The organism is Candidatus Poribacteria bacterium (genome assembly GCA_026706025.1).
Taxonomy (GTDB): domain Bacteria; phylum Poribacteria; class WGA-4E; order WGA-4E; family WGA-3G; genus WGA-3G.
In genome coordinates, this window is the sequence record JAPOZO010000035.1 from 66,054 (window position 1) to 85,710 (window position 19,657).

13 protein-coding genes are annotated in these 19,657 nt (G+C 48.3%); 6 read left to right on the forward strand and 7 right to left on the reverse strand.

Translation table 11 applies throughout. The annotated features are described in order from the left end of the window. Nucleotides 1-77: 77 nt before the first annotated feature. Genes OXH00_08320 through OXH00_08330 form a run of 3 tightly spaced genes read right to left on the reverse strand, consistent with a single transcriptional unit; the run spans nucleotide 78 to nucleotide 5,391 of the window. Complete coding sequence (locus tag OXH00_08320) at nucleotides 78-1,385, reverse strand: WD40 repeat domain-containing protein (protein ID MCY3741012.1); 1,308 nt, start codon at nucleotides 1,383-1,385, stop codon at nucleotides 78-80. An 18-nt stretch (nucleotides 1,386-1,403) separates the two neighbouring features. Then, entirely contained in the window at nucleotides 1,404-3,401 is a 1,998-nt protein-coding gene (locus tag OXH00_08325) for a WD40 repeat domain-containing protein (GenBank protein ID MCY3741013.1), read from the reverse strand. Between the two features lie 19 nt (nucleotides 3,402-3,420). After that, the gene (locus OXH00_08330; protein ID MCY3741014.1) at nucleotides 3,421-5,391 is read right to left on the reverse strand and encodes a WD40 repeat domain-containing protein; all 1,971 of its coding nucleotides are present in this window, start codon (nucleotides 5,389-5,391) and stop codon (nucleotides 3,421-3,423) included. A 317-nt stretch (nucleotides 5,392-5,708) separates the two neighbouring features. Here OXH00_08330 and OXH00_08335 point away from each other — a divergent pair, with 317 nt between their 5' ends. The 3 genes from OXH00_08335 (at nucleotide 5,709) to OXH00_08345 (ending at nucleotide 8,651) form a co-directional block, all read left to right on the forward strand. Further along, entirely contained in the window at nucleotides 5,709-6,203 is a 495-nt protein-coding gene (locus OXH00_08335; GenBank protein MCY3741015.1) for an HIT domain-containing protein, read from the forward strand. A gap of 146 nt (nucleotides 6,204-6,349) precedes the next feature. After that, a complete protein-coding gene (rhaI, locus tag OXH00_08340; protein MCY3741016.1) occupies nucleotides 6,350-7,564 on the forward strand; it encodes an L-rhamnose isomerase in 1,215 nt (404 codons plus the stop codon). Nucleotides 7,565-7,706: 142 nt separating this feature from the next. Next, complete coding sequence (locus OXH00_08345) at nucleotides 7,707-8,651, forward strand: Gfo/Idh/MocA family oxidoreductase (protein MCY3741017.1); 945 nt, start codon at nucleotides 7,707-7,709, stop codon at nucleotides 8,649-8,651. Here the strand turns inward: OXH00_08345 and OXH00_08350 are convergent. Continuing rightward, nucleotides 8,579-8,983 carry a transcriptional regulator gene (locus OXH00_08350; protein MCY3741018.1) on the reverse strand — a complete coding sequence of 135 codons (405 nt, stop codon included), beginning with the start codon at nucleotides 8,981-8,983 and terminating at the stop codon, nucleotides 8,579-8,581. The two genes, OXH00_08345 and OXH00_08350, sit on opposite strands and share 73 nt — an antisense overlap. Then, the gene (locus tag OXH00_08355; GenBank protein ID MCY3741019.1) at nucleotides 8,980-9,771 is read right to left on the reverse strand and encodes an alpha/beta fold hydrolase; all 792 of its coding nucleotides are present in this window, start codon (nucleotides 9,769-9,771) and stop codon (nucleotides 8,980-8,982) included. The genes OXH00_08350 and OXH00_08355 overlap by 4 nt, the downstream gene beginning before the upstream one ends. An 86-nt stretch (nucleotides 9,772-9,857) precedes the next feature. Here OXH00_08355 and OXH00_08360 point away from each other — a divergent pair, with 86 nt between their 5' ends. From OXH00_08360 to OXH00_08370, 3 genes are all read left to right on the forward strand, one after another. After that, nucleotides 9,858-10,610, forward strand: coding sequence for a ComF family protein (locus tag OXH00_08360; protein MCY3741020.1), 753 nt, complete (start codon nucleotides 9,858-9,860; stop codon nucleotides 10,608-10,610). Between the two features lie 167 nt (nucleotides 10,611-10,777). Next, nucleotides 10,778-14,371: a chromosome segregation protein SMC gene (smc, locus tag OXH00_08365; GenBank protein ID MCY3741021.1), complete on the forward strand. Its 3,594-nt coding sequence runs from the start codon at nucleotides 10,778-10,780 to the stop codon at nucleotides 14,369-14,371. 77 nt (nucleotides 14,372-14,448) lie between these two features. Further along, on the forward strand, nucleotides 14,449-15,417 hold the full coding sequence (locus OXH00_08370) for a hypothetical protein (protein ID MCY3741022.1): 969 nt from the start codon (nucleotides 14,449-14,451) through the stop codon (nucleotides 15,415-15,417). A gap of 692 nt (nucleotides 15,418-16,109) precedes the next feature. On the opposite strand, the gene OXH00_08375 is transcribed toward OXH00_08370, so the two are convergent. Together OXH00_08375 and recG are read right to left on the reverse strand one after the other, a co-directional pair. Continuing rightward, complete coding sequence (locus OXH00_08375) at nucleotides 16,110-16,817, reverse strand: hypothetical protein (GenBank protein ID MCY3741023.1); 708 nt, start codon at nucleotides 16,815-16,817, stop codon at nucleotides 16,110-16,112. Nucleotides 16,818-16,832: 15 nt separating this feature from the next. Then, nucleotides 16,833-19,577, reverse strand: a complete 2,745-nt coding sequence (recG, locus tag OXH00_08380) for an ATP-dependent DNA helicase RecG (protein ID MCY3741024.1) — start codon at nucleotides 19,575-19,577, stop codon at nucleotides 16,833-16,835. Nucleotides 19,578-19,657 lie beyond the last annotated feature (80 nt).

The following is a 19,657-nucleotide window of genomic DNA, read 5'->3' on the forward strand; positions in this document are numbered from 1 at the left end:
GGTCGTTCCCAGACATGGATATTGCGACCTATATCAACAGCGGCAAATCGGTGTCCTGTTGGCGCGAGTGCCTCTCTCTATATCAGTTCCAACTCAGGAAAAGGGATTTCAGCAATAGGTTCGCTGCTGCCAAACGCCCGCACTTTTAGGGTGTCTTCATCTCTACCCGTAGCAAAGATTTTACCGTTAGCAGATAGATAAACCTTATATGTTTTATCTGGCAGTTCTTTTTCAGTTGGGTGTCGCACGCACTGATTAGAAATGTCCCATAAGAATGCTTTCCGACCCCAGTACGTAGCCACTATAGTTTTTTCGTCCGGCGTGAGGACTAATGAACCGACAGTGACAGCCCTTGTGGGGCCTTGAATGGTCGGGGACGCTTGATCAGTAGGTCTACCTTCCGTCCAGATTTTGATTTCATAATTATCTGTATACGCCAGGTGTGTACCCCTCTCCGAGAAACGCACAAAGGGGCTTGGGCTCTGATATTCAAATGTATCGACTTTTTCGTCCTTTTCTAAATGCCAAATTTCGATCTTAGATTGAGATGGAAAAACCCCTGCGGCGATCAACCCACCCTCCGGTGGATAATAGGGATGCATCTGAGCGTCTTCATGTTTGGTATAGGTTTCCTCAAGGTTTCCAGTTTCCACGTTCCAAACCTGAATTCTGCCGTCTGGTCCCCCTCTGGCAAGAAACCTTCCACACGGCGAAAAGCGGAGCCGCCCCCACCTCTCCTCGGACCATTCAAGTCGAGCAACTTGTTCACCTGTCTCCACGTCCCACACGGCAATGAATTCAGCGGTCCGGCTATCTCTGATGTAACACGTCCCTGCTAATAGGCTTAAATCTGGAGAAAAGTAGGTAGGAAAGACACCATAGGTGGTCGATAAGATCTCAGTTTCGCTGAGTAGTGCACCGGTTTGTGGAGACCAAGCCTGAACTTTTTTGTTATACTCGCGTTCATTAAACACAACGAGACATTCTCCATCTTGAGAAAAAACAGGCTTGGAAAGTCCCCAACGGTCCTGTACCTTCGTAAGTTCCATCTCAGCAATACAGACCTTGTTCCGAATGTCCCACACCCTGATTGCTTCGTGGTATCTATGTAAGGCAATCCATTGACTATCAGGTGAAAATGTAACATTGTCAATATACCCCCTGTCCGTTTCCCACAGCGCGATTGGCGATAGCGTCGAGGGTTCATACAACCAAAGCCCTATATTTGTACCCACAGCGAAGTGCTGTCCATCCGGTGAGAATGTCATATCACTGAGACAACCTCGCCCCAATCGAGTAATCGCACCTTCAGGGAGTGCCCATTTGGCTATGTCACTGTCGTCAAGATTCAACGGCGTAGCTGCTTGTGTATTCCTATTTTCCATCAAATATCTCCTTGTGTTTTACAGATAAGGTGTGAGATCCCAAAGATAAATCGCACCATCATGTCCGCCGCTTACGAGAAGGGTGCCGTCTTGTGAAAATGCGAAACACTGGACATCAGTGGTATGCCCCCAGAACGTGGCGATGTTCTTACCCGTTGCTACCTCCCATAAACAGATGGATGTCTTTTTTAATCCACCTTTCCACCAGGCACCCGCAGCCAAATATCGTCCGCACGGCGAAAAGCACAATGTAATCGGTCGCTGATTTTCCTCTGATTGTGGAATCGTCATGAGTGTTTTGGCATCTGTTGCATCCCACAAGATAATCTCATTCCAGAACCCACCAGCGATGATATCGCCATCTGGTGAAAACGCTATACCTACATCAGTGCTGCGATAACCACCTCGTTCTAAAACAGTTGGCGGCAGTTGTGCAATCTGTTTCCCTGTATCAATATCCCATAATAGAATGGTTCGTTCCTGATACTTCTGAGGCCGTGTAATTGAAATACTTGCAAGCCGCTTCCCATCGGGACTCAATGCCAACGCCCTGCTATGTTCTGGATGTCCTATAAGTGTGGCACATTTTTCCCAGTTTCCGCTCTCGTCGATTTCATTTGATGAAGGTGTGTGTTCCCACACATAGATGTTCCGATCTCCGCCGGCGCGTGCCAACCGTTGACCTGTTAGGGCAAGCGCATCAGTACCTGTCCGCGATGATAACCCGGGTTCAGGGATAGCAATCTCAGCAAGCGGTTCGCTATTTCCAAACTCGCATACCTCTAAGATATTTTCGTCTCCGCCAACAGCAAGGATTTTACCGCTTGAAGTCGGATAAACATCACGTATTCTATCGGGGAGTTCCTCTTTGGTTGGACGTTGCGCACGCTGAGTTGAAACATCCCACAAAAACATGTTCCGGCCCCAGTATGCAGTCACTAAGGTTTTTTCGTCCGACGTAAAAACTAATGAACCGACGGTTCCTGCGTGTCCTTGAATGGTCGGAAATGCTTGAGCGGTGGATCTGCCTTTTGTCCAGATTTTGATTTCACCCTTATTGGTATAAGCCAATTGTGTGCCGCTCTCCGAGAAACGGACAAAGCCATATTTACTCTTATGTTCAAATGTGTCGATTTTTTCGTCTTTTTCTAAATGCTGGATCTCAATCTTGGATTGAGATGGAAAAACGACTGCGGCAATCAAGCCACCCTCTGGTGGATAATATGGATGCATCTGAGCATCCTCATGTTCGGTATAGATTTGCTCAAGGTTTCCGGTTTCTATGTCCCAAACGTGAATTCCGCCCTCTCTACCACTGGCTGCCAGAAACTTTCCACACGGCGAAAAGCAGAGTCTCCCCCACCTCTCCAACCAGTCAAACCGAGCGATTTGTTCCGCTGTTTCCACGTCCCATACGGCAATGAATTCAGCCGTAGGACGGTTATTTATGTCATAACTTGTACCTGCTAACAGGCTTAAATCTTGAGAAAAACAGGTAGGATATACATCGTAGGTGGATGGGATTTCAGTTTCGCTAAGACGTGTCCCTGTGTACGGACACCAAGCTTGAATCTTCTTCATGCGTTGTTGGTGTCCACTAAATACGACAAGGCGTTCTCCATCTTTGGAAAAAACAGGCTTGGAAAGGTCTCTACGATCCTGCCGATCCCGAAATTCCATCTCAGCAATGCAACTCTCGTTCTGGATGTCCCACACCCTGAGTGCTTCGTGAAGTGTATATGAAGCAAGCCATCGACTATCAGGCGAGAATGTAACACGGTCGATAAATCCCCTATCCGTTTCCCACAATGCTATAGGGGTTAGTGCCGAGAATTCGTATAGCCAGAGTCCAATTGCTGTACCAACAGCGAAGTGCTGTCCATCCGGTGAGAATGCCATATCACGGACACTACCACGTCCTAAGCGGGCAGTTGCCCCTTCAGGGAGTGCCCATTTGGCTACGTCACTGTCGTCAAAACTAAACGACATATCTGCTTGCGTATTTCTATTTTCCATCAAAACGTCTCCTTGTGTTTTACAGATAAGGTGTGAGGTCCCAGAGATAAATCGCACCGTCGTGTCCACCACTTACGAGAAGGGTGCCGTCCTGCGAAAATGTGAAGCACTGCACATCAGTGGTGTGTCCCTTGAAAGTGGCGATGTTCTTACCCGTTGCGACCTCCCATAAGCAGATAGCGGTCTTTTTTTCCCCGTTCCACCAAGCACCCGCAGCCAAATATTGACTGCATGGCGAAAAGCACAATGTAACTGACCTCTGATTTTCTTCCGATTGTGGGATCGTCATGAGTGTTTTGCCATCTGCCGCATCCCACAACACAATCTCGTGCCACAGTCCGCCAGCGATGATATTACCGTCTGGTGAAAATGCTATCCCAGTGTCGGATTCACGGTATGATCTGCGCCTTGGTGCCGGTGTTAAAGGGAGTTCAGCAATCTGTTCACCTGAATCAACATCCCACAAACCGGCTTTCCAATCCCGTGACCTTGACATACTTGCGAGTCGTTTTCCATCAGGACTAAACGCCAACCCAGCCGGGCTAAACCGCAACCCGTAAATAAATTCCGCATCGTTGATGACCGTGGTATGCTTTTTCCAACTTTCACCGTCCGAGCACTCCCAGATATGTATGTTGTCGTTTGTATCTACGCTTGCAATTCGGTGCCCTGTGAGAGAGAACGCTTTGGCGCGTCCCAACCCCCCTTCAAATCCAGTCAGTTCAGCAAGCGGTTCACGTTTACCAACCTCCAACACGTTTAATTTCTCTCCATAGACGTTGATGGCAATCATTTTTCCACTCGGAGATCGGTAGACATTATGTGAGCTTGCAGGTAATTTCTCACCCTGTGGATGGTACGAGTGTTTGCTTCTGATGTTCCAAAAAAGAACGTTGTCCCCCCAGCATCCAGTAGCAAGCATCTTTTCGTCTTTCGAGAAAACTAACGTATCCATCGTAGTGATATGTCCAGAGAGCGTTGAAACGGTATGAGCGTTGGAATTATTACCTTTGGTCCAGATTTGGATCTCGCTGGAGTTTGCGAGTGCTAATTGCGTTCCACTATGAGAAAAATGAACCGTGCTTCTGCTCCCGCGGTGTTCAAATTCATCCAGTTTCTCGCCTTTTTCTACCTGCCAAATCTCAATCTTGTGTTCAGAAGCTGCGGCAGTAATCAGTTCACCCTCTGGGAGAAAATATGGATACATTTGGGATTCTCCATAATCGGTATAGGTTGTCTCCAGTTGTTCGCTTTCCACATTCCATACATGTATTGTGCCGTGCCGATTGCCAGCGGCAAGGAATTGTCCACACGGAGAAAAACAGAACCTTCGCACCGGATCGGAGTATCCCGTGATGTTGGCAATTTGTTCGCCAGTCTCTATTTGCCAGATTGTGATTGAATCCGCCTCCCTAATATTCCTACCTACGTTGTCTTTGTCCTTGTTCTTACCCGCCAATAGGCTTAAATCTGGGGAAAAGCAGATCGGATAGACTTGGTAGGGCGGCTGTATTTCTGTTTCCCTTATTTTTTTACCAGTGTGTGAGCACCAAATGTAAAACCTGCTATCTCTCTCATCACTGATCGTGACAATGTGCTGTCCGTCTTGAGAAAAGACAGGGTCGGAAATTTTTCGTTTATCTGGTTTCTCAATCTGTATTACGCAAACGCCGGTCTGAACATCCCATATCTTTACGGTTTCGGAAAAAGTGCGTGTGACAATCCTTTGACTATCGGGTGAAAAACCAACGTGCCCGGTCATTCCGCGTTCTGTATCCCAGAGCGCAATCGGGGATAGCGTCGAGAGTTCGTATAACCAGAGTCCAATTGATGTGCCAACAGCGAAGTACTGTCCGTTGGGTGAAAACGCCATATCACCACCCTTACCGCGTCCCAATCGAGCGATCGCGCCTTCAGGAAGTGCCCACGTCGTCACATCTTCACCGTCTATACTGCGCAGCGCGGTGGCAGCAGAATTTTTATTTTCCATCAAAAATCTCCTACAGAATGCCCGTGATCTATGTTTCACGGACGTGGTTTGTTCATGTTATCTGGAAGGAACACTACATATAAAACGGTTGATGAGAAAAACAGCGTTGGAGAAAAATAAAGCGCGACTGATTGCTGATCGCTGATAGCCGACTGCTAATAATTATCTGCTTGCATGCTTTACTGAAATAGTATATCATATATGTATCAAAAAATATAATCATTTTCGGCGTAGTTTGCAAGCCGAAACTTGCTATACAAATGAGCGTCGCCTGCCTTTATGTGACATGGTGTGCTATATGAAATAGGAACGCTTCCATGCGACACAACCTCTTCGTACCGAATAAAATGCCTTATGCCAAAGGAAAAAACCGACCAGATGTCCCGTGTATCTTGTGTGCAATTGTGGAAAAAAATGATAAAGTCGAACGACTTGAGGTGCATCGAACCGAACGCTTTACGATCTCGCTTAACCTCTATCCTTACAGTCCGGGGCACCTTTTAATCTTTCCGAATCGGCATATCGTTGATGTACGGGAGTTGGATCAGAAAGAGGTTCAAGAACTTCACGAACTCCAATGCCTCTGTTTTGAGGTATTGACGCGCGCTTACCAGCCACGCGGCTTCAATGTCGGTTATAATATGGGTGATGCCTCCGGTGCGAGTATTCCGCATTATCATTTGCACGTTGTTCCTCGATATCCGCGTGAATTGGGGTTCATGGACGTTATCGGCGGCGCACGTATTATCATTGAAGATCCGAACGCCACGCAGGAAAAACTTGTACAGATATTTCAGGAATTGACAATGTAGTTGTCAGTTAACAGTTACCAGTTTTCAGTTACAAGAGGTTTTTGATAGTTCCAGGGTTTCCTCTTTAACTGAAAACTGAAAGATTTTTTCGCAGAAAACAATCGTACTGAAAACTGACAACTATTCTCCACGAAAGGAAAAGCATAATGAGCAATCCGGCGTATAATCTTTTAGCCGAAAACTTAGAGAAACAGGGAATCCAGGTAGAAACAGTCAAGGCTCATCTCAAAGAGCAGCACATTGAAACACCGTCATGGGGCTACGGTAATTCTGGCACTCGATTCGGGGTCTTTGAGCAGCCCGGTGCCGCGCGAAATGCCGCGGAACGTTTAGAAGATGCTGCCACCGTTCACCGCTTCACCGGCATTGCCCCTACGGTCGCACTCCACATCCCGTGGGATAAAACCGACGATTGGGGTGCCTTGAAACAGTACGCAGCGGATGTCGGTATCGGCATCGGTGCGATCAATCCGAACGTCTTCCAAGATCAGGCGTATAAACTCGGAAGCGTCTGCAACCCGGATGCTGAGATCCGGCGACTCGCCATTGACCACATGCTGGAGTGTGTTGACATTATGGAGAAAACAGGTTCCGATCTGCTGAGTTTGTGGTTCGCAGACGGCACCAACTTCCCCGGTCAGTCGAACTTCAGGAAGCGCAAGCAGTGGATGGAGGAAGCGTTAGCCGAAGTCTACGATGCGCTTCCAGATGCCACTCGGATGCTCATTGAATACAAATTCTTTGAACCGGCGTTCTATCATACCGACCTCCCCGATTGGGGTACTGCTTACCTCATGGCGACGAAACTCGGTGAGAAAGCGCAAGTCCTCATCGACTTGGGGCACCATCCACAAAGCACAAATATTGAGTTCATCGTCGCTTACCTCATTGACGAAGGGAAACTCGGTGGGTTCCATTTCAACTGCCGGAAATACGCTGATGACGATCTGACGGTCGGTTCCATCAATCCGCAGGAACTCTTCCTAATTTACACCGAGTTAGTTGCTGCCGAACTTGATCCCGATACGGAAACCGATATTGCTTACATGATTGATCAGAGCCACAATCTGAAACCGAAGGTGGAGGCGAGCATCCAATCTGTTTGCAATCTACAAAAGGCATATACAAAGGCACTTCTCGTTGATCGCGAAGCACTCGCAGCCGCACAAGATGCCGCTGACTTGGTTGAAGCGGAAAGTATTCTTCAACGGGCGCATGAAACGGATGTGAATCCACTGCTGGAGCAGGTCCGCTTGGAGATGGGACGCGACCCACACCCGTTGGCAGCCTATCGGAAAAGCGGTTATTATGAAAAGATTAGTGCTGCGCGCGTCGGTGGCGAAAGTCAAGGTTGGGCATAGGAATGGTAGGATAGACGCAAAAGTTGGAAGCGTGGAAGGTTGGAAGAGTGGGCACCTATCCTTCCTTTCTTCCATCCTTCCAGTCAAACGCTTTTAATCCCATAAGCAAACGCAAGAATCTTGCGTTCGTCTCATAGAAAATATGACCAAAATTAAAATTGGAATTATCGGTTCGGGTGGGATGGCGCGGCACCATCTCTCCCGATTTGATTCAATGGATGTCGCTGAAGTCGTGGCGATCGCCTCCAGAAATGAGCAGACAGGAAACCAACTTGCTGCAGCACATAACGCTGTATTTATCCCCGAATGGCATCGCCTTGTTCAACGTGAAGATATAGACGGCATTGTTATCTGTACACATAACGACAGCCACGGTGAGATTGTACTCGCAGCGTTACAGACGGATAAACATGTCTTTGTGGAATATCCACTCGCCAGTGATATTGGTGAAGGAGAAACGGCATTGAAACTTGCTGAGGAACGAGGTCGTGTGCTCCGCGTCTCACATCCAGAAGTCGTTTCCAACACCCATAAAGCACTCAAGCAGAAAATAGGCGAACTCGGCGACTTGTTACTTACTTCTTTTGTGCGTCTTACACCCGGTCGCGGTGCCCGTCCTGAGATTCTTTTCAATCTACCAGTGTCAGGCACGCCTGCGCATTTCTTTATCTATCATATCTACCCGATTGTGGATTTTTTCGGTGGTGCTGTCTCTGTTAAAAGGAATGAGGTCTACGAAGGATTGAGAGAAAACGGACAGTATGACCGGTTTATTAATACACTGACCGTTGAATTCAAGCGTGGCGGTATCGGACAATGGACATGGGCAGGTGGCATTGCTATTAACACTGCCGAAGAGCATGAACGCTACGTCCTCACCGAAGGCACGATAAGCGATGCAGGAGACGGATGGCACTGCACGACACCCGCTGGCGTAACACCGCTCATAATCCCCGATTCACCACAACCGACGCTTCAGGAGTTATGGCTCTCTGAAATCCGAGATGCTGTTAATCAACCGCCATGTTTAGAGGACGCAGCGGTTGCGCTAGAGTCAGTCCGTATCAGCCTTGCGTCTGGAGAATAAGCAGTGGGCTGGTGAGGATTTTCTGTCTTCAGAGGCTCAATTGAAAGTCTATATCCGAATGCGTTAAGAATGGTTTTGAGCGTATCAACCGTCAAAAATTTGTCGCTTGATAGTTCTTCCGAGAGTGCCTCCGGATCAGCGTTAATTCTCTTGGCAAGTGCTGATATGCCCCCTTCCGCCTCAGCGACGGTTCGGAGTGCCAGTAGGACTACTCGCGGGTCTCCAAAAGTTTGGTATTCTTCCATAATTGCTTGGAGATAACCCTTCACGCGGCTCGGATCAGAGGCGAGGCGTTGAACCATATATTCTCGCCATGTTCCCGAATTTTTCATCGTTGTGCCTCCTTATATAATGTCTGTTGAAACCATGCAACCGATTTGGAGATGACCGCTTGCTCCGCTGCAACGGTATTAAAGGTATGATCCCCTTTATCAATGATTTCAAGTTTTGTCAAAGCATCACGTCCGCGCATCAATTCGTAGTATCTTTTTCCGTGGGAGACCGGGACCGTTTCATCGCCACTGCCGTGAATCACGAGGAGCGCGCCCGTGAACTGCTGGATAAGCGCGGAAGGACTTATTTCAGGGAGTTCTTCATAGAACGCCTTCCCGACAACGTTTGCGTTTGATTGTGCTATTTCTTCTGGTGTCGGCGTATGCTTGGACCTCTCCAAGATTTCCTGCTTCCGATCTGGTGGGTCGTCCGAGAGCGGTGCCCACATCACTGTTGACTTCACGCGTTTATCTTGCCCAGAGACACACGCTGCCACACAACCGCCCATGCTTAATCCCAGAATACCGATGTGTTCAGTATCTATACCCGGCATAGCGGCGAGGACATCAATCGACTTGATAGCATCCGAAATCTCACCACCGATCGTCATCTCTGAAAAATCACCCTCGCTATCCCCAGAACCGCGAAAATCGAAGCGGAGCGCGTAAAACCCTATAGCGGCAAGTTCTCGCGCTGTTTTAACGAATATTCTATGCGGTTCGACCTTTGTCCCAGTGAATCCATGAAAGAAAGCAACCGCTGGACACGGGGTATCGGAAGCCGTTGGTGAATGCAGGACTCCGTTGAGTTGTTGTCCTTTGTTGTAGAATACGATAGGTCTTTCCATTTTGTTTTTTCCTTTCCTTGACATTAAAATCTATTTATGATAAACTTATTATATAATAACTTTTCATTCCAATAAGGTTAAATTTGATGGGAGCAAAGTCAATAGGTTTACAATTATCATCCCAATTACGGGAGATGTTTGAAACCGCAATCGTTTTCCTCTATCCTGCAAAATGCCGCGTCTGTGAGGGTTTTCTTGCCGTTGCTTCCATGCCTTATATCTGCGCGAACTGTTGGCAAGATGTTCAATACATCGAGCCCCCTTGGTGCGATATATGTGGTACACCGGATGTCAACGGGCTTTGCGATGAATGTGCTATTTCCCCGCCTCGCTACGGAAAGTTGAGATCCATCGCATTTTACCACAAGTCGCTCCAACAAGCAATACATCTCTTTAAGTTTGAGAAGAAAAAGGTGTTTGCGCAACCCTTGATTCAACTCATAAATGCGCATATACCTTCGGACTGCGATATTGCAGAATACGACTTTGTGCTGCCGATTCCGATTCATAAAAAACGACTTCGCGAACGCGGATTTAACCAAGCAGCACTGCTTGCCAACGGTATCGCGAAAGTTGGAGACATGCCGGTCCTCGTAAATACTTTGGTTCGGAAGCGACACACGGTCGCGCAAAGCAGCTTGGACAGAGACGCACGACAACAGAACATCATTGGTGCTTTTGAAGTCCGAAACCCGGATGTTATTCGTGGAAAACGACTCCTAATTATTGACGATGTTTTCACAACCGGTGCTACAATTCGTGAAGCGGTCAGCGAATTGTGGACTGCCGACCCCGCTGAAGTCGATGTTTTGACACTTGCGAGGACTTTGGACACCTGAAAATCCTGAAACTTTTTTCATCTATATTGCGTATTATATCAATGTTCAGGATAGAACTAAAGTTGAAGGCGTGCTTTCACCTTGCAAGATAACGGATTTGAAAGCTGCCTTTAAAAGTGCTTATCATTGCGATAATCATTTAAACTTGTAGTGGGAGGGCTGAACCTTTGCACTTAAATAGCATAAAAATTCGTGGATTCAAGAGTTTTGCTGAAGAGATTGAATTGATACTTGAACCCGGCATCACTACCATTGTCGGACCCAACGGTTGCGGAAAAAGCAACGTTTCCGATGCAATTCGATGGGTGCTTGGGGAGCAGAGTGCGCGTGCGCTTCGGTGTACCTCTATGCGAGACCTGCTTTTCAATGGTGGTGCTAATTTCGCGCCCGCACAGAAAACAGAGGTGGCATTACGCTTTTCAAATGTTAATGGCGGCGATCCTAATGCATCCGCAGAAGACGCACCCAATATTGTTCTCGGATCCCCCGAAGTTGAGGTGTCTCGTCACCTCACTCGCGGTGGCGAAAGTCGCTATCTAATCAACCAGAGTCCGTGTCGGCTCCGCGATATCAGCGAACTCTTTATGGATACCGGTATCGGTGTTGATGCTTATTCCGTTATGGAGCAGAGCAAGATTGACCTGATTCTGAACGTGCGCCCCGAAGAACGCCGCTTTCTATTCGATGAGGTTGCTGGCATTACCAAGTATAAGCACCGAAAAAAGACGGCACTCCGTAAACTCGAACAGACGGAGCAAAACCTTGTCCGTATCAACGATGTCATTCAGGAATTACAGCACGAGACGCAGGCACTCAAAGAACAGGCAGAGCAGGCGCGGCATTATAATACGCAACAAGAACAGTTAAAACAGTTTGAATTGGACCTCGCGCATCGGGAATACGATAAACTCCATACCGATTATAGCCAAGCACAAACCGACTTAGATGAGATTTTAACCACCGTCACGACGGCTTCTGAAACGCTTAAAGCTGCTGAAGAGCGCATTGAGGCATCCACAAACCGTCAGTCCGAGTTGGACGAAGCGATCCGTGCCGGGCAGACAGCTCTTCGCGAGATAGAAACACAAATTGAGCAAGTTGAGCGTCAGATAGTTCTTCATAAGGAACGACAGCTCAACATCCAAAAGCAACGCGAACGCGCCCTCCAGACGCTTGAATCCTTGAAGGCACAGCAAACGGCACTACTCACACAGAAACAAGAGCGGACCCAAGAGCACCAGAAGCTTGAGGCATCCCACAAAATAGAGGAGAGCCGATTGGCGGCACGTCGGCAGCTGCTCACACAACTCGCCGAACGTATCACTGCCGCTAAGGTGTCTGTACAAGATGCCCAGACTGCCTTACAGGAAACCGCAACCGAATTGGAAAGCAGCGAGCGCAAACGTCTGGCGATTGAGCACACGTTGAATAGCACCGAGGGCAATCTCAATCGTCTTAAGGAGAATACAGACGCATTAACAACCGAGCACGAGGCTGCTACTGATACTCGCGATGCGATCCAACGCGCTGAAACACAATTGAAGGCGGAATTGGTTCATATTGAAGCCGAGAGGAATCACGTGGAGACGAACCTGCAGGAAAATCAGGACGCCCTCCGCAAGATTGAAGCCGAAATTCAGGGTTTACAGAATACCTTAGGCAGTAACGTCTCACGGCTTAAATCGCTGCAGGAATTACAATCCGCTTATGAAGGATACTACGCCGGTGTTCGGGCGGTAATGCAAGCGAGAACTCACTATCCAGATCAGTTTCAGGGGGTCTGTGGTGTTGTTGCCGAATTGCTCATGACGGATGCCGAGTATGAGGTTGCGATAGAGGTTGCGCTCGGTAGTGATATCCAGAGTGTTGTTACTGAAACTGCTGAGGACGCACAAAGCAGTGTGGCTTTCCTTAAAAAGCATCGCGCAGGTAGAGTGAAGTTTCTCCCGCTGGATTTTATACGGGAACGTAGATTCTATGATGAGGCACTGCTCAACAATCCCGGTGTCATCGGCATCGCTCAGGAATTGATTGACTACGACCCTGAATATGAACCTGCTATGCAACATCTGTTGGGGAATACGCTCGTCATTGAGGATTTGGATGCTGCAGTCGCACTTACCCGTCAGTTCCGTCCGAGGGCACGTCTCGTTACTTTAGATGGAGATATCATTGATACGTCTGGGGCGATCACTGGCGGTCAAATGAGTCAGAAACAGGGTGGTTTACTTGGTCGCGCCCGCGAGCTTGAGACACTTGAAAATGAGATCGGAAAATTGACGCGGAACTCTAATCGAAAAACCGAGAAGCGTAAGGCGTACGCCGCGAAGATAGCGGATTTACAAAAGGCGCGGCAGACGCTCACCGCACAGTGGCAAGATAAACGGGTTGAGAAAGCGTCGGTGACGAAAGACATGGAGCAGGCGAACCTTCAGGTTACCCGACTTGAACACCAACTCGCTGAGATTCGGGCGGAAAACCGAGAATTAAGCAAAGCCGTTGATGCATCACGCGAGGAACAGGAAGCACTTGAGACTGAAATCGCGGCATTGACGCAAAAAAGTACGCGTACCCAACGATGGATTGAGCGCGTATCCGAACAGATTGAGAGCGAAAACAAGAAACATACTGAGGTTTCGGGAAGCTGCCAAGAGATGGAAGTCTTTTTGGCGGGACAGCATCAGAAATTGCAGGGCTTACTCTCCGAGTTGGAAACGATTGAGGAAACGTATCAACGGGCAGCAAAGGATATCGCTGAACAGCAGGCAATTATTGACTCCGATGAACAGACGAAGATTGACCTCGGAGAACAGGTCGCTGCGGCGCAACGCGAATTCCTCCGTTTAGAGGGCGACCGCGCCGAAGCTGAAGCGCATGTTGATGAGTTAACACAAGAACGTGAAGGACTTCTTCAAGAGGTAGCGGTCCTGCAAAAAGAGATGCGAGCCACCCGTAGAAACTTTGAGAGACAGAATAAGGCGCGCCATCAACTCGAAGTCAAAACGACACAGCTTGAGATGCGAATAAAATCGGTCTCGACCCGTATCCACGATAAATATCAAGTCTCGATTGATGCGCTACCGCCACTGATGAATGATGAACAGGCGATGGACGAGATTGATTTACTGGACAATATTGAAAAGTTGAAGGCAGAAATCACAGGCATGGGCGCAGTGAACCTTAAAGCAATTGAGGCTTACGAGGAACATAAGAAGCGACAGGATTTCCTTGTTGCCCAGCGCGATGATGTCCAGCAGTCGATGCAAGCCACCATTCAGGCGATACAAAAGATCAATCAGACCTCAAGAGAGGTATTTCTTGAGACGTTTGAGCAGGTACAGGCAAATTTCCAAGAGGTATTTACACAACTCTTCGGCGGCGGTGAAACGGAGTTACTATTGACGGATCCGTCCGATGTGCTTGAATCTGGTATCGACATTATTGCGCGTCCCCCCGGCAAACGTCCGCAGAGTATCACCCTGCTTTCGGGTGGCGAACGTTCGTTGGTCGCAATAGGACTCTTGTTTGCTGTCTTTAAAATCAAGCCGAGTCCGTTCTGTGTACTTGACGAAGTTGATGCCGCACTTGACGAAGCGAATGTGCTCCGCTTCGCAAATCTCATCCGTGCTTACGTCGAAAATACGCAGTTCATCATCATTACGCACAACCGCCGTACGATGGAAATCGCTGACGCGATGTACGGTGTGACGATGGAACAGGCGGGTATCTCAAAGATTGTCTCTGCCAAGTTTGCCGAATAGCCATCAGCCATCAGCCGTCAGTTAAGAGGTTTCTGGTGAACCTAATACCTCTTTGCTGAAAGCCGAAAGCCATTCTTATGAATAAACTGAATCGTGAGCAACTCACAATCCTCCCGCTCACTGAACGCCGGCACAAGATGACGGTGGCGGATGTCTACCCGTTAGACGCGGCTATCCTACCCTGTGAAAATCCCAATCTCCGTATTGTTGCGGATCGGATTGTTGAGGCGCGTCGTGCCGAGAAGCAAGTCATCTGGATGATGGGCGCACACGTCATGCGGCGTGGCAATTCTCGCTTTATCATCGACTTGATGGAACGTGGCATTATCACGCATATCGCCACTAACGGCGCATGCGCTATCCACGACTTTGAACTTGCACATATCGGCGCAACGCTTGAAGATGTGGAAGCCTACATCTGGGACGGTAAATTCGGGAATTGGGAGGAGACAGGACGCTACCTGAACGAAGCGATTGTTCGGGGTTACCGGGATAAAATCGGCTTTGGGGAAGCAATCGGTAGATTAATCCGAGACGGTGAACAGGGAATCTCTTTTCCGCATCGCGATGTGAGTATGTTTGCCGCTGCGTATCGCTTAGGTGTGCCGTTCACCGTTCACAAGGGGATCGGGTTTGACATCATTGATCAGCATCCTGCTGCCGATTACGCTGCGATGGGATGGACGACAGGCGAGGACTTTCTGCGATTTGCGCACAGCGTTTCACAATTGGAAGGTGGTGTTTTTCTTAATTTAGGTTCTGCTGTGATGGGACCCGAGGTCTACCTCAAAAGCCTCTCAATGGCGCGCAATATCGCAACCCAACGCGGAGACGAAATTCGGCATTTTACGACCGCGAACTTTGACCTCATCGACTTCCCCGATTTCCAAGATGAGGGTTCACCTACTGATGCACACTACTATCACCGCCCGAAAAAGACGATCCTCATCCGAACGGTGAAAGATGGGGGTGAGGGTTACCACATCTCCGGCGATTTTTCCGTTACTGTCCCACAGTTATATCGTCTGATAACAATCTCTTTGTAAGACATCTGTATCTGTCCAATTGCGGTTCCGGTATAAATATCACATCTATATTAACGCAAGTTGCTACCTATTTATTCTCACTGCGAAGCAATAGCACTCCGTATGAGGTTTAACAAATAAATTGGGTAATTGTCCCTACGCGACGTGCGATGAATCGCACTACTACGAACCGATCTACTTGTTATCACACGTCTTAGAATTACCCGATTAAATTCTTAATCTTCATACGGAGTGCGGTCGCTTAAATATGCTATTTCTATAGACATAGCACTCCTACGGAGTGAAGAAAGTGTCCAAAAGCTATATTACAATGCTCAAAATCCGTTGGTAGCAACTTGGGTTATATTATAGTAAATCCCATAATTATTTGCACACGGTAACTCATAGGGACTGGGTAACCCAGCCCCTACGAAGATGCGAAGTGTAAACACATTTTCCGATTTTACAATAATAAACACTGTCCCGATATTCAACATCGTGAACAACAATTGTTCTTGTTTGTCTATTGAAAGTATAGGTGACTCGGTAAGCACCAGCAACGCGTAAACGGAATTTGCCTCTATGTGGTCCTCGGAGTGCCTCGTGGTGATGTGTATCGCAATTTTCGCATAACGATTCCAATTTATTGAGGATTCGTGCTCGGACTGTGGCATCTAAACGCCGTAAATTTGACCTCGCCCGCGCCCTGAACGCTAACGTGTACATTTCAACTTGACTCCAAGTTCTTTGGCAACTTCCTCAAGTGAAATCAATTCTGCGGTTCCTGCTTCGACCTCTGCTACGCTGCGTTCCAGCCTTTCAGCCACCTCCGGACGTAATTCTAATCCCTCATCTGGGTCATAATAGTAATCTTCAAGGAACTGTTCTAACTCCAGATAGCACACGAAAAACTCAAAAAATGCAAATTTCAGCTGCTCTGCGCCCTCAACCGATGACACCATTTTCTGCAGCTTGACAACCTGCACACGCGCTGCAAATAGTTCCCAATTCACAAGCGTCTCCAGGAGCGCACGGAATTCGTCATCCGATAAGGCTAATACCTTTATCTCCGGTTGCGGATCGGTGGTCAGCGGTCTGTTGCTCATCCGTCGTGCTATCCGTCCTGCAGGCGAAGTTTTTCGCACAGCTTCCACAGCTGCGACGCGCTTCTGCAGGGGCGCGAATGTGTCGGATGCCTGCAATATTGAAAGCAGTGATTCCTCAGGTTCTTCTAACTCGAACGCCAGTCCGCAATAGCCTTCATAAAACTCTTGCAACTCAGTTTCCAATGCGTCCTTGTCGGCATTCTCGGCAAGCAAGGCAACGAGTCGTTCACGGGATTCAAAGAGTGAACAAGCGATAATTGGTGCAAGCCATGTACTGAACTCTGCGTGAGTCATGCTCGTTAGGTCGTGTGTCATTGGATTCTCCTTTCGCTAACCAACAGATGCGATTTCCAGATTGTCGCGCCAATGTTTCTGTAACATCCGTTTCAGCAATTGATGTGCCGGTGCGTTCAACTCACGATCGGCTTTGACTAATGACTCCGCCTCTTGTTTCGCTGTTTCCAAGAGCGTAGCATCGTGGATGATGTTTGCGATCTTGAAATTCGGGACCCCCGATTGCCGTGTGCCGAAGAACTCTCCCGGTCCCCGGATGTTCAGGTCTGCCTCTGCGATCTTGAAGCCGTTGTTTGTCCGAATCATCGCTTGAATCCGTTGGTAGGAATCGTCACCTTTTGGCGTCGCGACAAGGTAGCACGCCGATTGGTGCTTGCCACGTCCGACACGTCCCCGCAATTGGTGCAGCTGGGACAACCCAAAGCGTTCTGCGTTTTCAATCACCATTAGCGTTGCGTTCGGGATATCAATACCTACCTCAATCACCGTTGTTGAAACAAGGATGTCAATGTGCTTATTGTTGAACTTTGCCATGACTTCTTGTTTCTCAATGGATTTCATCTGTCCATGCAACAACCCAACGCGTAGGTCTGGAAATACGGCATTTTGAAGATGTTCTGCCATCTCTGTGGCGGCTTTAAGTTCTTCCAGTTTCTCGGACTCTTCAACGAGCGGATAGACAACGTATGCCTGTCTGCCGCGTTGAATCTCCTTCCGAAGGTTACCGTATAACTTTTCCCTGTCCTTCTCCTTTATCCAGTGGGTCTTAATCGTCTGTCTACCGGGTGGCATCTCATCAATGACAGAGACGTTCAGATCACCGTAGAGTGTCAAGGCGAGTGTTCTCGGAATCGGGGTTGCTGTCATGACGAGGACATCTGGTGGGAGTGCCTTGTTGCCCACCTTATTACGAAGTGTTGCGCGTTGCATCACACCGAACCGGTGTTGTTCGTCAATGATAACGAGTCCGAGTCTGTGAAAATCGACACCTTCTTGTATCAATGCCTGTGTACCGACGATGAGGTCTGCAGTGCCATCGGCAATTGCGGCTAACGCTTCTTCACGCTCCGCTTTCGGTAAGTCGCTTTTGAGAAGCACGACGTTTATTTTCTGATTATCCGTATGAGCGGTATCTTTGTGCAAAGACTCGAACATCTCAGAGAGGTTGTAATAGTGCTGTTCGGCGAGAATTTCAGTCGGTACCATCAGCGCGCCTTGGTACCCATTTTCGATGGCGCGGAGCAGTGCCATCGCCGCGACGACAGTTTTTCCTGAACCGACATCGCCTTGAATAAGCCGATTCATGACATTTTTCTGGCGCATATCGTTTTGGATTTCACCGAAAACCCGTTTTTGCGCGCCGGTCAGTTCATACGGAAGCGAGGCGATGAAATCTCGGAGTAGGGTGGGCGTATTGCCTTGTGTCTCGGTGCCAACTTGGAATGCGATACCCTCCTGTGAGATCTTACGGTCTTTTTTCAGTTCCATTCCAACGCTGAGGAGAAAAAACTCTTCAAAAGCGAGTCGTTTTTGCGCTGCTTTTCGATGTGCCTCCGAGGTCGGGAAATGGATCTCGTTGATAGCCGACTGCCTGTCAATCAAGCGTTGCCGTTGACGGAGTTCAAGCGGGAGGATTTCTGGTATCTGCTCTCCGTATGTATCAAGTGCGGTCCGCATCCACATCCGTAGCATTTTCGCTGTAAGTTTTGCTGTCAGTGGATATTTCGGAACAATCCGGTTTGTGTGAATCAGATTGTCTTCCTCAAACAGTTCAAACTCATAGTCGGTCGCTTGGATTTCGTTGTAACGCCGCGAGAACTTGCCACTAACAACAACTTCGGTATCAACGGGGAGCAGCGACTTCATGATACCGATACGTCTTCCGAAATTAACTAACAACGCAACGCCGGTCCCGTCATAAATTGAGATTTTGCCGATGCGTTTCCCTTTCGCAGTCGGAGATGAGGTATGATTAACGACTTTGCCTTGGATCGTCTCCGGTTCATCATCTTCTGCTCTGCCGACCCTATAAATCTCTACCATCTTCGAGCGGTCGATATAATCGCGGGGATAGTATGCCAGTAATTCACCGACTGTTTCGATATTGAGTTCTGCCAAAAGCATCGCGGCACGGCGGGGCCCAATGCCTTTAAGATATTGGAGCGGTTCAGACAGGAAATCGAGGGATGTGAGATCTGTTGAGATTGGGATATCAGAGATCGGCACAGGTGCCGCGGCTTCTTCTGTGAAAGTGCTTTCTGCCTGCTGAGAAGCAACCTCTGTATCTCCGAACAAGGATAAATGTTCTGCTTGCCGTGTATAAGTTGTAGGTACTGCTACGGGTTCCCGCTTTACAGGTGCGTTTTCTGAACGACTTCCTGGTTCCTCAAAGAGCGGCAACATCTCCGTTTGTGTTTTCTTTTTAGAACTGGTGCGTTTTGTTGGCTGCTGACGTTTCTGGGAGGGGGCTGTGCTTGTGTTACTTACATTCGCGAGGTTTCCCTGTCTACCGCCAAGTACGGTATCAATTCGTTTTGTTGCTTCTTCGAGCGTACGCTGTCGTTCGGTTGGTGATGCACCGGCGTAATTTTCAAAGAGACTTGCCAGACCGTTCAGGACCTCTTTTTCAGTTGCATCCAATGTGAAGGCATCACCATTTTTTACCCATAACTGGACGTAGCTTCCCAACCCATTGACGACAACATCGTCTTTACAGCCTTTTCGGAGTTCCTGTTGGAACGGACGGCGGATGGTGCTAAGAATATTTGCGAAATTGTTCATACTTTTATCTTGGTGACAAACCTTTTGACTTTAATATACGATATATCCGCCTTGATTGTAACAAATTAGACGTAAATTCA

Bases quoted from the DNA above. Each gene is read 5' to 3' on its own strand.
- OXH00_08330 (MCY3741014.1), bottom strand. From the start codon at position 5,391: ATGGAAAATAAAAATTCTGCTGCCACCGCGCTGCGCAGTATAGACGGT.
- OXH00_08355 (MCY3741019.1), bottom strand. From the start codon at position 9,771: ATGGAAAGACCTATCGTATTCTACAACAAAGGACAACAACTCAACGGA.
- OXH00_08325 (MCY3741013.1), bottom strand. From the start codon at position 3,401: ATGGAAAATAGAAATACGCAAGCAGATATGTCGTTTAGTTTTGACGAC.
- recG (MCY3741024.1), bottom strand. From the start codon at position 19,577: ATGAACAATTTCGCAAATATTCTTAGCACCATCCGCCGTCCGTTCCAA.
- OXH00_08335 (MCY3741015.1), top strand. From the start codon at position 5,709: ATGCGACACAACCTCTTCGTACCGAATAAAATGCCTTATGCCAAAGGA.
- rhaI (MCY3741016.1), top strand. From the start codon at position 6,350: ATGAGCAATCCGGCGTATAATCTTTTAGCCGAAAACTTAGAGAAACAG.
- OXH00_08345 (MCY3741017.1), top strand. From the start codon at position 7,707: ATGACCAAAATTAAAATTGGAATTATCGGTTCGGGTGGGATGGCGCGG.
- OXH00_08370 (MCY3741022.1), top strand. From the start codon at position 14,449: ATGAATAAACTGAATCGTGAGCAACTCACAATCCTCCCGCTCACTGAA.
- OXH00_08375 (MCY3741023.1), bottom strand. From the start codon at position 16,817: ATGACACACGACCTAACGAGCATGACTCACGCAGAGTTCAGTACATGG.
- OXH00_08350 (MCY3741018.1), bottom strand. From the start codon at position 8,983: ATGAAAAATTCGGGAACATGGCGAGAATATATGGTTCAACGCCTCGCC.
- OXH00_08360 (MCY3741020.1), top strand. From the start codon at position 9,858: ATGGGAGCAAAGTCAATAGGTTTACAATTATCATCCCAATTACGGGAG.
- OXH00_08320 (MCY3741012.1), bottom strand. From the start codon at position 1,385: ATGGAAAATAGGAATACACAAGCAGCTACGCCGTTGAATCTTGACGAC.